This is a genomic window from Dolichospermum lemmermannii CS-548, from assembly GCF_028330815.1.
In the GTDB taxonomy this organism is placed as follows: domain Bacteria; phylum Cyanobacteriota; class Cyanobacteriia; order Cyanobacteriales; family Nostocaceae; genus Dolichospermum; species Dolichospermum lemmermannii.
In genome coordinates this window covers 14,625-31,709 of record NZ_JAQMTJ010000326.1, presented here as the reverse complement: position 1 = coordinate 31,709, position 17,085 = coordinate 14,625, and the positions used below count along the sequence as shown (strand labels likewise).

Genomic DNA, 17,085 nt, shown 5'->3' with positions numbered 1-17,085 from the left:
CCATCCACGAAAGCTGCCACGATTACATACACATGAGCAAAAGCGAAAGCTAAGAACATCGGAAGCTGGGTGCAGTGAAAGTTGCACGCCCAGATTTAACAGAGAGGGGCAGGGAATAATATCCCTCCTCGACTCTACCTACCCATCCCACAAAATTGGGTAATTTATTTTTTGGTGTTCCCTAATGAACTTAATTCGATGGTGAGACAAACTAGTAGTTTGTCAAGATAAAAATGATGGACTGTAGTGTGAGCGTCTCGCTCACATTTATTGAGCAGATAGATAAAAATGATGGACTGTAGTGTGAGCGTCTCGCTCACGCGGGCAAGATGCCCGCACTACCAAAAACCCGTCAAAATAAATTTGACAGTCTACTAGCGCTGAAAGAGCATCGGGGCAAAGCTAGACAGGTTTTAGGAAAACGCCACCTCAAAATAAGTAGGAAACGTCAAGACCATGCTGTGAAATTAGCACGGTCGCTATCAGTAAACCCTAACTAACCGATTGACGCTCAGGATAGTAATATGAACTGTATTTAGAATTATAGTTATATCCGAGTCCTCGGAATTTGTCGCCGTTGACTACTAATCCTAGTAAATTGATGGGAGATGCTTTTAGCGTATTAACAAGTTGCTTTGCGACTGATTTATCTGTTTTATCAATTCTTACAACTAGCATCACACCATCAGTATGAACTGCTACCAATCTAGCATCTACTAATCCTGTCAAAGGAGGAGTATCATAAATCACTAAATCAAAATTCTCGGTGAAATAGTCCATTATTTGACTCATTTTATCTGATGAGAGCAACCGGGCAGGATCGGGTGGTACAGGACCTGCGGTAATCACAGATAAATCATTCAATCCAGGTATTTTTTGAATTACTTGCTCTACATCTATATCTGAAGAAATTAAACTACTTAGTCCCCACAGATTATTTAATTGTGATAATTTGTGAACCTTGGGTTTGCGGAGGTCACAATCTACAAGTAATACTTTTTTCCCCATGATCGCGGCTGTTTTTGCCAAGCTAAATGCCACCGTACTTTTACCATCTCCGGGGACAGCAGAGGAAACAATGAAAGACTTAATTGGTCGATCAGAATTAAGCAGTTGAATATTACTATATAAAACTTGTAAGGATTCCCAAAATGATCCCTGTCCATAATAAGATCTGGATGGGGAAGGACGACGAGGAGAAGTGTTATATTCATCACTTGCCATAATAGGGTCCACAACTACTTCTGGTTCTTGATCTTTTCCTATGTTTCTCAGGTTTGAAGATGGACTCCGAATTAAGTTTTTATTAAAGGGAATAGACCCTAATAAAGGCACTCCGATCTTATCCTGGAGATTTTCAATACTGTGATAGGTATTATCTATATCTTCCATGATTTTGGCAACACCGAATCCTAATAAAGAACTAGCCACAAATCCCAATAGTAAATTGCGGGTAGTATCTGGCGAAATTGGATATCTTGATTGAGCAGGTGCTTGGATTAATTCCCAAGGTATTTCTGTTTGTGCTACGTCTATTTGTAATTGTTCACGCTTAGCTAAAAACCTCGTCAAACTCTCATTTGCTAGTTGTAAATTCCGTTGAATGTCAGCGTATTGTCTAGAAAGAATTGGTAGTTGTTTTAATTCGCTTTGTAATTGTTGTTCTGCTTGTGTCAGTTGTTGATTATCTACTTCTATTTTCCGAATGATAACAGCCGCTTGAGCTATTCTAGTGTTCAAAATTCGTTTTGCTTCTGCATTGATAATAGGTAAGAGATTGTTTCTTTTATCTTGTAAGGTTTGAATAACTGGGTTATCAGTTTGAAATCGAGCTAATTCTCCAGATATTTGGGTGTCTAATTGGCGCTGTTGGACAATTAACTGTTGGTAAAGAGGAGCATCATTGAGAATGGCCAATTGTTCTTCTGGTGCCTGCAATCTCAGATAATTATTTTTAGCAGCGGCTAACTGTTGATTTACAGATAGTCGTTGTTGTGTCAAAGATTGGAGACTTCCAGTAATTATTCCAGATTGGCTTTCTGGACTAATAAAATTGTATTTTTGGCGGAATATTTGCAGTTCTTTTTGCAACTGTGTCACCCGATTTTGGATATCGGGTAGTTGTTGATTTACAAATTGAACGCCTTGATTTAGTTTGGTTTTCCGCTTATTTAGGCTGTATTTTAAATAGAATTCAGAAAATGTATTTAAGACGAATTGGATTTCTTGACGATCACTACTTTGATAGCTGATTTCGATGATTTTTGTCGTTCCAATACGACGAATATTTAAACTTGAAATAAGAGAGTTATAGGTAATGTTAGGATATGATTCTCGCGATTTTTTAATAATTGGTTCTAGCAGTTCTGAACTTTTAAGAACTTGAATTTGACTTTCGTAATCTAGTCCAGGTTTAGAAAAAGGAGAGTCTGTCAGGCTTATTTTTTCTGCTTGATCATCATTATTAACAGGTTCAACTAAGATTTGAAAATTTCCTCCATATATAGATTTTTGCGTCATTGTTAAATAAGTAACACCAGTCATACCAGCAGAAATAACCGCTACAATGACAATCGCTCGGCGTTGTAAAAGTTCAAAAAAGCTCTTAAAACTTAGACCATCAGACTGTTCCTGTTCAGTAAACTGAGAAAATTTAGAATCTGGAAATGATCCAGATGTAGGAATGATGCTATTGATAGAATTTGTCTGGTTTGTAATTTGCTTATTAAGCATTGATTTCTATTGTGTAAGTGGTAAGGGAAGGATAATAAACGTTTTTACTATTGTGAAGAAATGCTGTTTGTTAATTCAACAATTCAACTAAGCATAAATTTGAAAAACTCAAAAGGTAAGATGGTTAAATGATGATATAGAGAATATGCTTAAATGACAATTGTCACAATTTAGACACTTTATCAAAGTAGGGATACAGCACTTTCCGGTTTTATAAGGTACATATCCAGGGGCAAAATGCCTGCACTACAAGAGTTTCATAATTCAAGTTTGTATCTCATTAGGGCAAAATTTGCTGTCATTAGGTTATGTCACTATTGAACTTTCTGGAATGCCACAAACAATATTGGTACATTATATACTAATTTTTGCAACTATTCATTTTTGGCAGTGCGAGACACAACATCTTCGCATTCTGTCCTTTTTTTGATTGGTTGAGCCGGATTTCCTGAATAGATGATGTTGGCCTCTAAGGATCTTCCTGTGACACTACCTAATGCTAAAACTGCTCCCCTACCAATGGTGACACCAGGCCCAATGACTGATTTCGCTGCTATCCAACTACCTTCTTGGATATGAATGGGGGCAGGAATCAGTTGAAAATTGGGGTGATTCCAGTCATGATTACCAGTACACAGATAAACGCCTTGGGATAAACACACATGATTTTCGATGACTACGGTTGCTAGATTGTCAATCCAGGTATTTTCTCCAATCCAAACATGATTACCAATGGTCAAGCGCCAGGGAAACTTAATGCGGACTCCAGGCTTGATATTCACACCCTTGCCGATACTAGCTCCAAAAAGCCTCAGTATCGAAACTTTTATAGATGAGATAGGTAGCCAATAACTTTCAACTAATGGTGAGCCAATGAAGTACCATAGAAGTTGTTGACTATATGTCGCTCCGGGTGTGTAGCTGCCGACTGTGTAATTATCTAAACGCATAAAATGGGGGGCGAAAACTGGGTTAAAGCTGGCTCCAGTAAGACCTGAGACAATCCAAAACAGGGAACACTATCGCGGAGAATACGAACAATTGATTCTCTTGCTTGAATCTTATTGAGTAGTATCTCTGGCTTAGGGATGATTTGGGTTGTCATATTACCGTCGGGTTTGGTGGTTTTTTATTTTTGGGTTCGCTCAATATCTATTTTCTCTGCTTCTATTATATGTATACTCAGCAATATTTCTGCCAAAACTCGCTGAAATGTATAGTACCATCCATGCCAACCGTCGAGAATAGCGCCTTTGAGGATGAGACAATAAATGAAGATTATTAAAGGTGCGAGGATTTTGCGTTTGCGGATGCGATCGCCTATACTAAGCTCATGCTCTGGTGTTTCTAGAAGTTTTTTACTTTCAATTACCATATAACGATCTTGCGCCCATAACCAACGACTCAATGGTTTGCGATCGTCATGGTGGATGTATGCTGATAATTGACTAGACTTACCTTGTACAATCACTTTATGGGCGTGTCCATCATTTTGATAAATTGCTTTTTCTTTTTTATAAAGGACTTTGCGGGGTGGAAGCAAAGTACCACGTAAGGGTTTGCCAAAAACACAGTATTTGAACCTGACACTATAGCTATTTATAGCTGAATCTATTGGCAAAGATGTAATTTCCCGAATTAAATCATCGGTTAATATATAATCTGCATCTAGAGATAGTACCCATTCTGATGTAATTTTTGACAGTCCATAATTGCATTGACTAGCGAAGGAATCAAATTTCCTGGGAAATACTTCTAATTGAGGATAGGAAGACAAAATTTCTAATGTTTTATCTGTGCTATAACTGTCAATAACAATGATTTTACTTGCCCATTTAAGTTTTTCCAGGGTACGATTAATGTTATTTTCTTCGTTATAGGTAAGGATGAGAGGTGTAATTTTTTCTAACATTAGGATATTCAAATAAATTCTTGTTATTAGAGAATGGTACTAGAACACAACATAGTTTTCCAAAGATAGGGAAATCTACCTGCAAACTTAAACTTGATATTTGTACTGTCCAGGTTGACTATTTTGATAAGAATATTCGTATTGGTTAGGTGTGTTAGTCATTTGTTTGAATAGATTATTTGGTAACTTACAAGTCTTTTACTTGAGATTCTAACCATTGATTAAAAATAGCGATCGCTGCTGGGATTTTTGCTACAATTACTTCTGTTTGCTTGGCTAGTTCTAATACTCTTTCTTTTCGCAGTTGCAGATTATAATTATGACGTGCTAAGTGTCTAAATTTGCGATAATCATTTAATTGTAATAATAGTGAACCTTGCCATAAAGGAGGACGATTTTCTCCACCAATTTCTGCCATTTGTAACAATAGTTGTTCATGCCAATTTTCCGCTTTTGGCATACCTGCGTTAATGCTTTTTTCAGTTAATTTTATTTAGATCTCATCTAAATAGAAGTCGGGGACCTAAAAATTATATCTTCATACACTGAAATCATTTTTAATGCTATCTTATCCCATGTATAATTATCTAATATAAACTGCCTGGCGCGATCGCCCATTTCTTTAGATTTTTGAGCATGAGCTAGACAATGTTCAATCACGCTGGTAATTTCTACAATATCTAGTTCGGGAACGTAACCAACATCATTATCTTGGATCATAGAAGCTAAAGCTACACCAGGAGTGACAATAGTAGTTAGACCTGCTGCCATTGCTTCGAGGACAACAACTCCAAAATTTTCAGAATGAGAAGTCAGAACAAATATATCAGATCCTTGTAGTAAAATATCTTTCATTTCACCTGTCACAAATCCAGGACGATGGGTGCAATGATCAAGTTGATTATTAATCAATATTTCACTGATTTCGGCTTCATAATCTGGAGAACCATTACCTGCTAAGATGAATGTAAACTCTTTACTTTTTACTTTACTCAGAGCCGGAATTAGATAATCTAATCCCTTTTTATAATGTAACCGTGACATAAATAAGATAATTGTTTGCTCTGGAGGTATGTTAAACATTTCCCGTAATTTTTGACGAGCTTGGGGAATATCTGCCGGAATTTGTAATCCTAATGGCATAACAACGGGTGGAACTCCTAACCCTAACAGTTCAACTTCTTGAACTTCCTTTGTGGAAGTTAGTTGTAAAATATGACTATGTTGAAGATTACTTTTTTCTATCAGTGATAAATATATCTTTTTTTTCAGTTGACTTTGTTGTAAAGACCATTCACACAGTAAACCATGAGGTTGATTAATATACGGTACTTGCTGAAATCTAGCAATTATCATTGCCACAGTTGAGGCATAGGAAAATAAAGCATGAATATGTACTAAATCATATTCATGAATATGTTTCCATAGCCATTTGGTTAACTCCCAAGAAAAGGCAAATTCACGGACAAAAGAGACTTGGGGAGAGAAGCGGGGGAAGAACCTAGTAGGAATTTCTTGATACTGAGTCAATTGACACAATGGAACATTTAGCAAATCAATTCCATTGTCATTAGTCGTTACTAATTCTACGTTAACTTTGGTATTTTTGAGAGATTGCAGCATTTCCAAGACGGCTTGGCTTGCTCCTCCACGGTGTGAACCGACAGAAGGAATGACATGAAGAATCTTCATGATTCAGATGAAAGCATATAATTGTGGTAATACTGAGAGATTGAGTAATTATACTCTCGCTGTGCAAATTCAATCAAATAGTTACCGAGGACAAGATATAAAAAAACCGCAAGCAGTGAGAATGTCAAATTACCTAATAGATAGGCTTCTGATGCACCACCAACTAACAAAGAAAGCAACCCAGCTATAACTACACTGCATTTTAGATAATAGTCTGGTCTAATTTTGGAGAGATGATCCAGCTTGAATATCATTTGTAAACTAGTCCAACCGAACATAAACATTGGTATCGCACCTACTAAACCCATGCTTCCCAAGACACCCAGCCATGAACTTTCACCAAAGCGCAGGCGATCGCCTGCAAAGGGCATTCCAAATAGGGGATACTCTAGAAATATTCGCCAATAGCCACTCCAAACCCCGTCACGGGTACTGGTGTCTAAGTTAGACCACTTGGAAGAGGTTGCGGATAATAGTCCTGGTGTATCTAGATCTGTGGGACTGAGGGAGGGTAGAACAAATGCTGCAATTACTCCGAAAATCAATACTATTTGCAATAATTTTCCACCCTGACGGCGGAAAAAAATCAGCACTGAAACAACAGCCACAATTGTACCTGTGCGGGATGCGGTCATCAATAAGCCAAAGATTGCTAAAGCTAAAAACCCTAGCCAGATCCACTTCATCCACGAATGTTTTTCATTATGAAAGAATAGGAATAAGAAGGCAGGTATAGTAGCAGTAATCAAAATGGCTGCGTGATGAGGATTGCCCGTAGTCCCCAAAAACCAGCCATGAACGAATGTAATGGCATATTTATCAATTAATGCTTGATAACCATTAGCAACACCAAAAATTACCCCAACCATAGCCATTGACCATACCCCTAGTTGAAAATTCTCTTCGTTCTGAAGCCATCGGGATGGACCCATAATCACCATTAAAACTACTCCCCCAAAGGTAGCAGCACTTAAAAAAGCAAATTCTGGATTTCCATAAACTAATATTTTGAAGAAAATTACACTTTGAACTAAGATCAGATAAATAAGCGGCTGAGGCATGATTTTTTTCCGCCAGATATTCTTTGCCTTTAAAGCAATAAATATTAATAACACCAGCAAAACTATCGTTAATGGTCGTCCAACTTCACGAATTTGCTGGAGGGGAAAAACTAGCGGTGGAGGTTCTTTTATAAATTCGTTGGCAAATTTATTGAGGGAAGCAGAAAAACCAAAGATAGCTACTAAAAACCAGCCCAAAAAGGGGCGTTTCTGGTTCGCTTGTAAAGCTAAGAATAAACCACCACCTAAGAGTATAAAACCCAAAGGTGTGACAATAAAATCAAGTAATTGATTGACAAAATTCATATATGCCTACTTACTGCACAGATTTGATGATGGTTAACCAGCGCTCTGCCCATATTTCTGCTCCATAGGGTTGTGCAAATTGTTGGGCGCGTTGTCCCCAGATTGGCAAATCATTATAATTATTATGTATCTTGAGTAAAGCTTGGGCTAAGGCTTGAGCATCATCAGCCGGAATAATTATACCGTTGTATCCAGAACGGATGACTTCTACTGATGAACCACATACTTGAGTACAAATAACAGGTAAACCCGCGGCGGCAGCTTCAACCAGTGCTAATGGCCAGGGATCAAAACGACTAGGTAATAAAAAAGCCCCTGCATGAAGCCAAATATCTTTCATCTCCCTGGGTTGCACAAAGCCTCGGTTTTCAATACCTGGCTGTGATTGTAGATATGATTCTAATTCACCTTTACCGCAACAAATTAATTTCCAAGGGTCTTGTACTGCTTGGCGATACTGTTGATATGCTTCTACTAAAATATCTATTGCCTTCTCGTGGCTATAGCGTCCTACGAATAAAAATGAACGTGGCCAAGATGACTGGTTTCTTGCTGCCAAAAGAGGAGAAAAAGTTTGATAATCTATTCCACACATACCCAAAGGAGAAATGTTTTTCAATGGAATTCCCAAGCGGCGAGCATACTGCCAACTACGCTCTCCATTAACTACAATATGAGCCATACGTTGTAAATAAGAATGCAACATCCAACGAGTTAAATATTGCTTCCAAGTACCCCACCAGGGAGTATCCATACACATAATGAATTTTATATGGCGCAATTGATATGAGAAAGCTAATTGACGATAGGGTGAATGAAACCATCCACACAGAACTACCACATCAGGATTGTGTTGAATTACCAATTTCTCTATTAATTCTGATTTATCCCTTTCCTGTAAATCTAAAAGACGGTGGGGAATATCTTGCATTAATTCATCAGCAAAAGCAGTTTGAGTCCGAGCTTGAAAAGCAATGACAAATACTTCTATCTCAGGGATAGCTTGCAATGCTCGCCAGCAAGCTGTCATGTAACCGGATATATCAGACCAGCAAAAAATCACTTTAGTCATAAATAATACATAGTTATACAATGGTTAGAATGGTTAAAAGTAATCACTTTTGGCATTGAATACCAAGTTCTGATATTCAACGTTCTGGGTCTTCAATATCTAATTTTTGCAAGCGCATGGCTGGGATAGCATTAAAATTCAAGCATCTTGATGGAGCGCAAAGTCCACAACTAAATTGAGTGAAACGAGCTTCTGTTGCCGATAACATATTATTTTACCTAATTAAACTCATAAAATGCTTTCTGGACAATATTAACACAGCGTGACCAAGTATACTGTTTTGCGTGTTCTTTTCCCCGCTGGCTATAATCTTGTCGCAGTTGTGAATTTTCCTCAAGTTGGATGAGGATATCAATAATGGCTGCTGTATCTTCTGGTTCAACAACAATACCTGCTGTCCCTACTACTTCTGGTAAAGAAGCGCGGTTGCTGACCACTGCGGGAGTGCCTACAACCATTGCTTCTATTGCAGGAATACCAAAACCTTCATAATGGGAAAGAAACAATAGTGAGGAAGCACAACGCATCAACCGAGGTAAATCATTATCTGGTACTATTCCTAATAGTTTTACATTAGGTAAATCCTTAGCGGCTACAATATATTCTGGTTCTGAATCACCAGCTACAACAATCTGTATATTAGAATTTGCATTTAGCAACCCTTTGGCTACATTTAGAACAAAATCTGCGCCTTTTTTTAATCGTAATCCACCAATAACCAATGTGTAAGGATTGTTGATAGGTCTTTCTAGCCTAACTGGGTCAATTGAAGCAATATCATAAAAAGATTGTTCTACACCACAACCAACAACAATTATTTTATTGGCATCTGCCCCGAGTAATTCAATCATCCGGCGTTTGGAAAATTCGGAAATGGTAAAAACAACCCTATAATTAGCCAAAGCCTTATAAATCCACTGACTCCATTTATAACGAAACCAACGATGTTGACGAGTATTTGACCAGGGTAAATCAGTCTCAAATGCTTGAATATCGTAAATAGTAACTGCTACTGGACAGCGTGACACCGGAATATAGGTTTCCATTGGAGTGAATAGCCAATCTGTCTTGGCAGAAAGGTAACTATCCATTTTAGGAAATTGAGTTAATTTCCAAAGTCGCTCGGTGAGGTTTTCTGGGAAAGGGAAAGTTTTTAATGGTATATCTCGCAGGGGAGAACGTAAATCAAGTTTACCATCTGCTTGTAACCATTGTTGGGAGCATAGCAACTGTAAGTTTATTGATTCTTGGGATGCTAATCCCAGCAAGGTATTGTTGATATGTCTTCCTGCACCTGTGCAGGGTAAATAGGTGCGGATGGGGTGGATATAGGAGGTGACATTTAACATAAAAATATATTTAATAGAATCAAATTAAATAAATAAACATCAAAAATCGCTTAAAACATTAGTTAGGAATTACGCATTGACAGAATATATCAAATATAATGTATAAAATATTATACTATAATGCGTTTGTAAACTTCTAAAGTCTCACTTACCGTTTTTTCCCAACTAAAGAGAGCCGATCTATCCGAGCTATACTGGGAGTAATTCTTTCGTAACTCAGAGTTGTAGTATAGTTTAAGCATAGATTGACAAAGAGCATCTTTATCCGTGGGTGAAACTAAAAAGCCAGATTCTCCGACAACTTCGGGCAAAGATGATGTATTAGAACTAATTACAGGACATCCACATTGCATTGCTTCTAAAACAGGTAGTCCAAATCCTTCATAAAGAGAAGGAAAAATAAAACCAATTGCACCACTATATATTGCAGCTAAATCCTTGTCATCTACAAATCCTGTAAAGTGAATAAATTTTAACTCAGCTTCTGTTAACTGATTAGCATTAATCATAGATAGTGCCGCATCTTTATTACCTCCACAGATTACTAAATGTAAATCTTTCTTTTTTTCTTGCATAATAACTTGTTTAAAACAGGCTATTAAATGATCCATATTTTTATGAGCAGCAAGAGAATGAAGAGAGAGAAAGTAATCTCCTTCAGGAAGATGATATTTCTCCCTTGCGGCTTGAATAATGGATTTATCTGAAACAGGGTAAAAAAGCTCAGGAGAGGCAGCTAGATAAATTGTAACGACTTTTTCAGGATTTAACTGTCGTCTGTTTAATAAATCATTACGGGTAGCATCTGAGATCGTCGTTACCCAATCATCAGGCTGGATAGTGTCTATAAGTCTTTTAGTAATACCACGTTGACCTGGAAGAAAATATTTTTCATCTAAAATTAAAGGCGTTAGGTCATAAACTGTTTGTAAATGACGATTGGGAAGAGCTTTTCTCACTTGCTTGGGAATACGAGGGTAAGAAGAATGAAAAATGTCTGCTTCAGCTAGTATTTCTGGAGCGATTGGTTGTCTAATTATATTAAATAATCTAGAAATATTAAGTAAAGTTGACTGCTGGATTTTCTGAAAAATACTTTTATCAGAATAGTTTTTACTGAATTGTGTATTCAATTGGTTAACACTTCTAGCAATGGAGTTAACTGGATATATAGCAGGACGAAGCTCAGGATAGGAATTAAGTAGCCTTTCTGTTTGAAGTGATGCTTCTATAGAGCCAGTAGCAGAAAAACTAAGATTGTCTCCTAGTTTTTGATGCAATAAATCAGCTAATGACCAAGCTGTACGAGCTATACCTGTTCTTGTTTTCGGGTTATCACCAACCGAAGAAATATCAAATATTACTTTCATGATTTTATATACTATCTAATTAATAATTGACGAATACTACCAAATGTATATCTTGTCCAATAAGCTTGGGGATTATTGCATGATAGAATCAGTGCTTTTAACACTTTAATAATTCGATTTGTTTTAGATTGTTGATGAATTTTAGCTAGATTTTCATACCATAGTAACCGCTCTAGCCATAATTTAGCAGGTTTATGTAAATTTTGATATTCTGGTTCATCAAAAAGACTTTGCACAATATATTGACCTTCTTGTTTTACCTTACTCGGAGCAGTTTTTTGTTCTTGATGACATCTAAAATTAACTAATACTTGCTTAGAATAATTGATTCTAGGATAATGATGTAGATACCTAACTACTCGGTCAAAGTCAAATTGAATTTGTAAATTTTCGTTTAAATTACCAATATTTTTTAATAATTGAGTCTTAAACCAAAATCCTGGTTGATGATAAACAGTATCTTTTTTACTCGGTTTATTTGTAGTATTAAACTTAGTCAATAAACCTTCAGGTGTAATATTTTGTGGAAATACTTTTACTTGATTTCCTTCTTCATCGAAATTATTGACCACACCTGCAAAAGCATCATAATCTGGAATACCCTGGGCAATAGCAAGCAAAGCACCCGGCATTAAAATATCATCAGAATTAATCCAATTGAAAATTTCACCAGTTGCTCTTTCTAAGCCTTTATTGATAGCATGAGTTTGTCCCCTATCAGGTTTACTTTCCCAGTAAGTTAGATAAGATTCATACTTTTTGATAATTTCAACAGAATTGTCTGTACTACCTCCATCAATTATTATGTATTCTAAGTTGGGATAACCTTGAAGTAACACGGAACGAATAGTTTCTTCCAGATAGTGACCATAGTTATAGTTAGGAGTAACAACTGTGATTTTGGGATATTCTAGATTGAGCGATGAAAAATTAGAATCAACTGAACTCTCACAAGACCAAGGCCAGCCAATTTTATTACTTACAGGAAAATTACTCATGATGTGTATATTCTTAATTTGATTCTAAAACTGCGGCAACATTAACAACTCGATGAATAATTTTATCAGAAATAAAAAGATAACGTCGAGCTAGGATTTCATCAAAAGAATGACCTACAATCTTTTCAAGAATTTGCTTAAACTTACAGATATATTTTGCATACCAAAATAGTTTACCAGGTCCCCATTGGTAATAGTCTAAAGATAAAACGCCAGGTTTTTCGCAAATATAAGTAATATCTCGGCAAATAAATCCACTATTTTCAACCATCCAATTAAACATTTCTTGATCATATTCTCTAGCAAAAAAGTTTTTCTCATTAGATTCTCTTTCATAAACTGAACCCTCAATATAAACAATGTTGCCTTTTTCTTTATAGGGAACCGTTAATAATATATCTCCTTCAGGCTTCAACACACGCTTGATTTCAGTTAGTGCTTTTACGTCTCCATCTTTCTCTGGGTAGATATGCTCTAAAACAGAAATAGTAACTACTTTATCAAAAATATGGTCATTAAATGATAAACAACGTACATCTTCACGATGATATTGAATATTGGAAATTCCACAAATATCACAAATTTTTCTGTAAAGTTCAATTTCACTATCTATGATATTAATATAGTCAAAATGAACAAGAGGATACTGGTGAGCTAAAAAGATACTAAACCACTGAGGGCTGCTGACATCAAGAACACGTTGACCTGGTTTTAGAGATAGCCGAGTATAAATTGCAGAAAACTCAGCATATCTCATGTAATCAATTAATTTTAATTGTTCTAAATTTAGAGAATTTTGTTTTAATTCTTGTCCTATATCAAAAAAACATTTTTCTGAAGTTGAGACAATAAAGTTTTTCAATTCTGGAATAAATGATGTCGTGTTCATTTTCGGTTAGATTATAAGAGGTAAATTGATTATTTGATACTTTTAACAAAGTTTAAAAAAGCATTAACATCGCTAGAACAAAAATAAGGCTGGGCAAGTTTGAGCTTTTCTTCTGACCAGTTCCACCATTGTATTATGAACTTTTTGCTATTTCGAGAAAACGATATCCAAATTTTTGGACATCTTCTTTATTTCTCTTCAGAGCTAAAGTTTCCTGTTCTAAATTAACCCCAGCAGGTAATTTTTCCCACCATTCACCAATTAAATTTGCTAATTGTTCAGGAGAGTTACGATCAAAAAATACACTTCCGGGTGGGTCTTGCTCTAAATGAACTGGAAAATCAGAAAGAATCATTTTCTTACCAAGACAACGAGCATCTTCGACAACTGTACTCCAACCTTCAAATAGAGATGGTTGAATCACAGCAAGAGAGTGCCGCATTAGTTGAATTTGGTCACATCTAGGAATTAGACCTAATAAATATACTTGACTGGCTAATCCATAAGTATGAATGGTTGTCAGAATTTTATCAGAGTAGTTTGGTTGGCGATGGTCATAAACATGACCAGTACAAACAACTTTGGGATAGATAGAATTTGCCTGAAGTATTTTCAAAGATTCTAATACAATTAAATGATTTTTGTGCTGCCAAAATTGATTACTAATCAAAAAGAACCTATCAGGTAAAAAATATTTACGTTGGATTTCTATAGGATCTAATTTAAACCATAAATCTGGAAGGCTAGTGCGAAAATGCAATACTTCAGTTGCACATTTAGAATCAGGATAAAATTTCTGGAAATCAGCCGCAGATGTTTTACTGCTCAGAACGACTCTGGAACTTAATTCAGAAATTTGAGTGAAATAACTATCACGATACTTTATTTCCGAGTCTGAAAATAAATTCGGCATATACTTGTGCTGAAAGTCAAATATCCAGGGAAATCCTCTATAGGAGAGGTTGGCTTTATTAGGTGTTAAAAAAGGATAAACAAAGTCAATATTAGCCTTATTCAAAAAAGGTGATAACCGAGGTTCTGGATGTGGTTGAATAGTTCTAATTATTTTCCATTTTAAGCGATTTATAAAAGTATAAGGTTCTAATTCAAAATCTAGGTTATATTGGTAGTCTAAGTTATTTTTTAATTGCTCTTGAATTTCTGGTTCAGCATATTTACCATCAAATAACAAACAAATTTCAAAAGTTGAGCGGACTTCGTGAGGTAAGCTGGATAAGGCAAAAATAATATTCTTGATATACTCAGCACCACCTATCCAATTACGTCCCCCTTGCATTAACAGACCAATTTTTAGAGGTTTATTCATATACCTACCAATTCAGCACGACACCAGGTTACAAAAGTTTTAACTCCCCGTTCTAGTTCAACAGCAGGAGTAAAACCGATAGATTTTAATTGAGAAATATCAGCTTGCCAATTAAGAGGATTACCAGGAGGGACAACACCATCAAATTCCGGTGTAAAATCTTCCTCTAATGAATTTAACACCATTGTTGCCAGTTCAGAAATTTTCACCTCTCTGCCTGTGCCTAGATTATATACTTCTCCTGCCATTGGTGCAGACTCTAGAACTACGCTTAATGCTCTAGCGATATCTAAAGCATGGATAAAATCACGGCTTTCTTGTCCTGTACCTTGTAATAACAAAGAACCTTGAGTTATTGCTTTTTGGCAAATATCCCAGACCACTTGACGACGCAACCCAGGACCATAAGCAGAAAAGATTCTCAAACTAGCTGTTTGTAAACCATAAACCTTTGTAAATTCCAGACACATTTGCTCACACATTAATTTATGAAAACCGTAGGGTGAGATAGGGGCAACAATTTGTGTTTCACTTACAGGTAAAGATTGGGGATTACCATATACTGCGGCACTGGAAAGAAAGATAAATTTGCATTTAGGAGAATGGAGACGTATTGCATTAAGTAATTCAAAGGTAATTACTGAATTTGTATAAAAGTCTGAGACAGGTTCAGAGACGGATAAGGGAACAGAAGCACGTCCCGCACAATGAATACAAATTGAGGGAGGATGATCTTGTAAAATACCATGTAAAGCCGAATCAGGTAATCTCAGGCAATAGTATTTTGTTAGGTTGGCTAAAGGTGCATTTTCAGGTGGAGATGTACCAATACCGATGATAGACCATCCTTGTTCTGAGAAATAACGGGCAACGTAGCGACCAAGAAAGCCAGTTACACCTGTAACCAAAGCAATTTTATTATTTTCTGTCATCGCTTAACGGCTAGGAATGAATACAGACGACCAGGGCTATTTGATTTTTGTGATACATACCAAGCATAAAGGTCTTGCAATATCTTAAATCCAGATAACTTAGTTCCTAATGTTGCTCCACAGAACTTTGATAAAGAAGATTTAACTAAATTTTGATATTCTGCTTGACTCATTGGTGCATAGTTGATAACGCTTTCTAATGGAGCAAAAGAGCGAATTATTTGTAACCCTGCTGAAGAAATAGCATCTTTATATTCTTCTAAAAGATAGGCATTTTCTCCACCATAGAGATGATGAAGAGGATGAAAATCTAAAAATTGTTGTAAATCTTCTTTTCGAGAAATAATATGTTCACGAGTAGCAATAAAATAACCACCAGGTTTTAATACTCTTGCTGCTTCTTGACACAGTTGCTTTAAGTTCTGTGCATGATGCAAAACTGCTCTACCATAGACAATATCAAAATAATTGTCAGTGAATGGCAATGTTTCACCCCAGTCCTGCACAACTTGAATGGATAAATCTGTATTTTTAGCCAAACGATGAATTGCACCAGCACCTACTAAATTACTAGAATCTGGTTCTAATGCTGTTACAGAACATCCAGCTTTGGCAAAGGCGTAACTAGAAATTCCTCTCCCTGCTCCTATATCTAAAACTTTTCCTGGAATTTTTGGTTTCAATAGTTTATTTAAAGCAGTCCATTCTTCACTGTGACTAAAACGTTCAGCAGCAGATTCTAGGGGGTCATCATAATAGCAATATTGGACGAGTTCTTGTTGTTCAGGCTGATCTCTTAACCATTGTACTGCTTCTTCCCAAGTCAGCATTTTATCGCTCATTTTCTGGAATCTCCCGAATAATTCTTGCTGGGTTGCCAGCTACAATTGTCCAAGGTGGAACATCTTTTGTAACTACTGAACCAGCACCCACAACTGATCCTTCTCCAATTGTTACTCCTTTTAAAATAATACAGTTAAAACCTATCCAAACTTTATTATATATTTTTACTGGTGCTATTTTCACATTAGTCCAATCTTTTTTTCCCTCTAGCCAATTAATTACATCTTCTGACCGCTCAGAAAAAGAAATTGAATGAGAATTATGATCGACAATAATTGTTCCCCATGCAATCATTACATCGTCACCAATTTCTATGCCGTTGGCAGAAACGATCATGGCATTAACAAATGATCTTTTGCCAATTGAAACTCTAGCATTTTCCTTGTCAAAAAAAATAGAGCCATCTACTTGACTATTTTCGTTAACAGTAACCGAGCAATTTTTTCTTAATGTAATCTTATTTTGTGGAATTTTTGATGAAGGATGAATTACTATATTCTCGTTAAAAAAATCCAAGTTTGAATCTTTATCAATCTTATTCGCAATCTTACGCAGTCCATTTGCAAATTTTTTAATTAATTTTTTCAGTGCCATTTCAAGA

General features: G+C 36.2%; 16 protein-coding genes. All 16 read right to left on the bottom strand.

All coding sequences use genetic code 11. The features are described 5' to 3' along the window. Positions 1 to 492 precede the first annotated feature (492 nt). Positions 493 to 2,733, bottom strand: coding sequence for a GumC family protein (locus PN450_RS23625; RefSeq protein WP_271837744.1), 2,241 nt, complete (start codon positions 2,731 to 2,733; stop codon positions 493 to 495). 374 nt (positions 2,734 to 3,107) lie between these two features. Continuing rightward, entirely contained in the window at positions 3,108 to 3,683 is a 576-nt protein-coding gene (locus PN450_RS23620) for a WcaF family extracellular polysaccharide biosynthesis acetyltransferase (protein WP_148764101.1), read from the bottom strand. Positions 3,684 to 3,862: 179 nt separating this feature from the next. Further along, positions 3,863 to 4,645 (bottom strand): glycosyltransferase family 2 protein, encoded by a 783-nt coding sequence (locus PN450_RS23615; protein WP_271837743.1) that lies wholly within the window; start codon positions 4,643 to 4,645, stop codon positions 3,863 to 3,865. A gap of 187 nt (positions 4,646 to 4,832) precedes the next feature. Further along, positions 4,833 to 5,117 (bottom strand): ribonuclease toxin HepT-like protein, encoded by a 285-nt coding sequence (locus PN450_RS23610; protein WP_334311509.1) that lies wholly within the window; start codon positions 5,115 to 5,117, stop codon positions 4,833 to 4,835. Between the two features lie 32 nt (positions 5,118 to 5,149). Then, positions 5,150 to 6,337 carry a glycosyltransferase gene (locus PN450_RS23605; protein ID WP_148764115.1) on the bottom strand — a complete coding sequence of 396 codons (1,188 nt, stop codon included), beginning with the start codon at positions 6,335 to 6,337 and terminating at the stop codon, positions 5,150 to 5,152. Further along, positions 6,334 to 7,704: an O-antigen ligase family protein gene (locus tag PN450_RS23600; protein WP_271837742.1), complete on the bottom strand. Its 1,371-nt coding sequence runs from the start codon at positions 7,702 to 7,704 to the stop codon at positions 6,334 to 6,336. The genes PN450_RS23605 and PN450_RS23600 overlap by 4 nt, the downstream gene beginning before the upstream one ends. 10 nt (positions 7,705 to 7,714) lie before the next feature. Beyond that, positions 7,715 to 8,776 carry a glycosyltransferase family 4 protein gene (locus PN450_RS23595; protein WP_148764119.1) on the bottom strand — a complete coding sequence of 354 codons (1,062 nt, stop codon included), beginning with the start codon at positions 8,774 to 8,776 and terminating at the stop codon, positions 7,715 to 7,717. 76 nt (positions 8,777 to 8,852) lie between these two features. Beyond that, entirely contained in the window at positions 8,853 to 8,984 is a 132-nt protein-coding gene (locus PN450_RS23590) for a hypothetical protein (protein WP_256370311.1), read from the bottom strand. 10 nt (positions 8,985 to 8,994) lie between these two features. Continuing rightward, positions 8,995 to 10,125, bottom strand: coding sequence for a glycosyltransferase family 4 protein (locus PN450_RS23585; RefSeq protein WP_271837741.1), 1,131 nt, complete (start codon positions 10,123 to 10,125; stop codon positions 8,995 to 8,997). Positions 10,126 to 10,235: 110 nt separating this feature from the next. Continuing rightward, positions 10,236 to 11,495 carry a glycosyltransferase family 4 protein gene (locus tag PN450_RS23580; RefSeq protein WP_271837740.1) on the bottom strand — a complete coding sequence of 420 codons (1,260 nt, stop codon included), beginning with the start codon at positions 11,493 to 11,495 and terminating at the stop codon, positions 10,236 to 10,238. An 11-nt stretch (positions 11,496 to 11,506) separates the two neighbouring features. After that, on the bottom strand, positions 11,507 to 12,493 hold the full coding sequence (locus tag PN450_RS23575; protein WP_271837739.1) for a glycosyltransferase family 2 protein: 987 nt from the start codon (positions 12,491 to 12,493) through the stop codon (positions 11,507 to 11,509). 13 nt (positions 12,494 to 12,506) lie between these two features. Beyond that, on the bottom strand, positions 12,507 to 13,382 hold the full coding sequence (locus PN450_RS23570; protein ID WP_271837738.1) for a class I SAM-dependent methyltransferase: 876 nt from the start codon (positions 13,380 to 13,382) through the stop codon (positions 12,507 to 12,509). A gap of 133 nt (positions 13,383 to 13,515) precedes the next feature. Further along, positions 13,516 to 14,709: a glycosyltransferase family 4 protein gene (locus PN450_RS23565; RefSeq protein ID WP_271837737.1), complete on the bottom strand. Its 1,194-nt coding sequence runs from the start codon at positions 14,707 to 14,709 to the stop codon at positions 13,516 to 13,518. Then, positions 14,706 to 15,641, bottom strand: coding sequence for an NAD-dependent epimerase/dehydratase family protein (locus PN450_RS23560; protein WP_271837736.1), 936 nt, complete (start codon positions 15,639 to 15,641; stop codon positions 14,706 to 14,708). Before PN450_RS23560 ends, PN450_RS23565 begins: the two co-directional genes overlap by 4 nt. Continuing rightward, positions 15,638 to 16,483 (bottom strand): class I SAM-dependent methyltransferase, encoded by an 846-nt coding sequence (locus PN450_RS23555; RefSeq protein WP_271837735.1) that lies wholly within the window; start codon positions 16,481 to 16,483, stop codon positions 15,638 to 15,640. The genes PN450_RS23560 and PN450_RS23555 overlap by 4 nt, the downstream gene beginning before the upstream one ends. Next, a complete protein-coding gene (locus PN450_RS23550) occupies positions 16,473 to 17,078 on the bottom strand; it encodes an acyltransferase (RefSeq protein WP_271837734.1) in 606 nt (201 codons plus the stop codon). The genes PN450_RS23555 and PN450_RS23550 overlap by 11 nt, the downstream gene beginning before the upstream one ends. Positions 17,079 to 17,085: the final 7 nt, after the last annotated feature.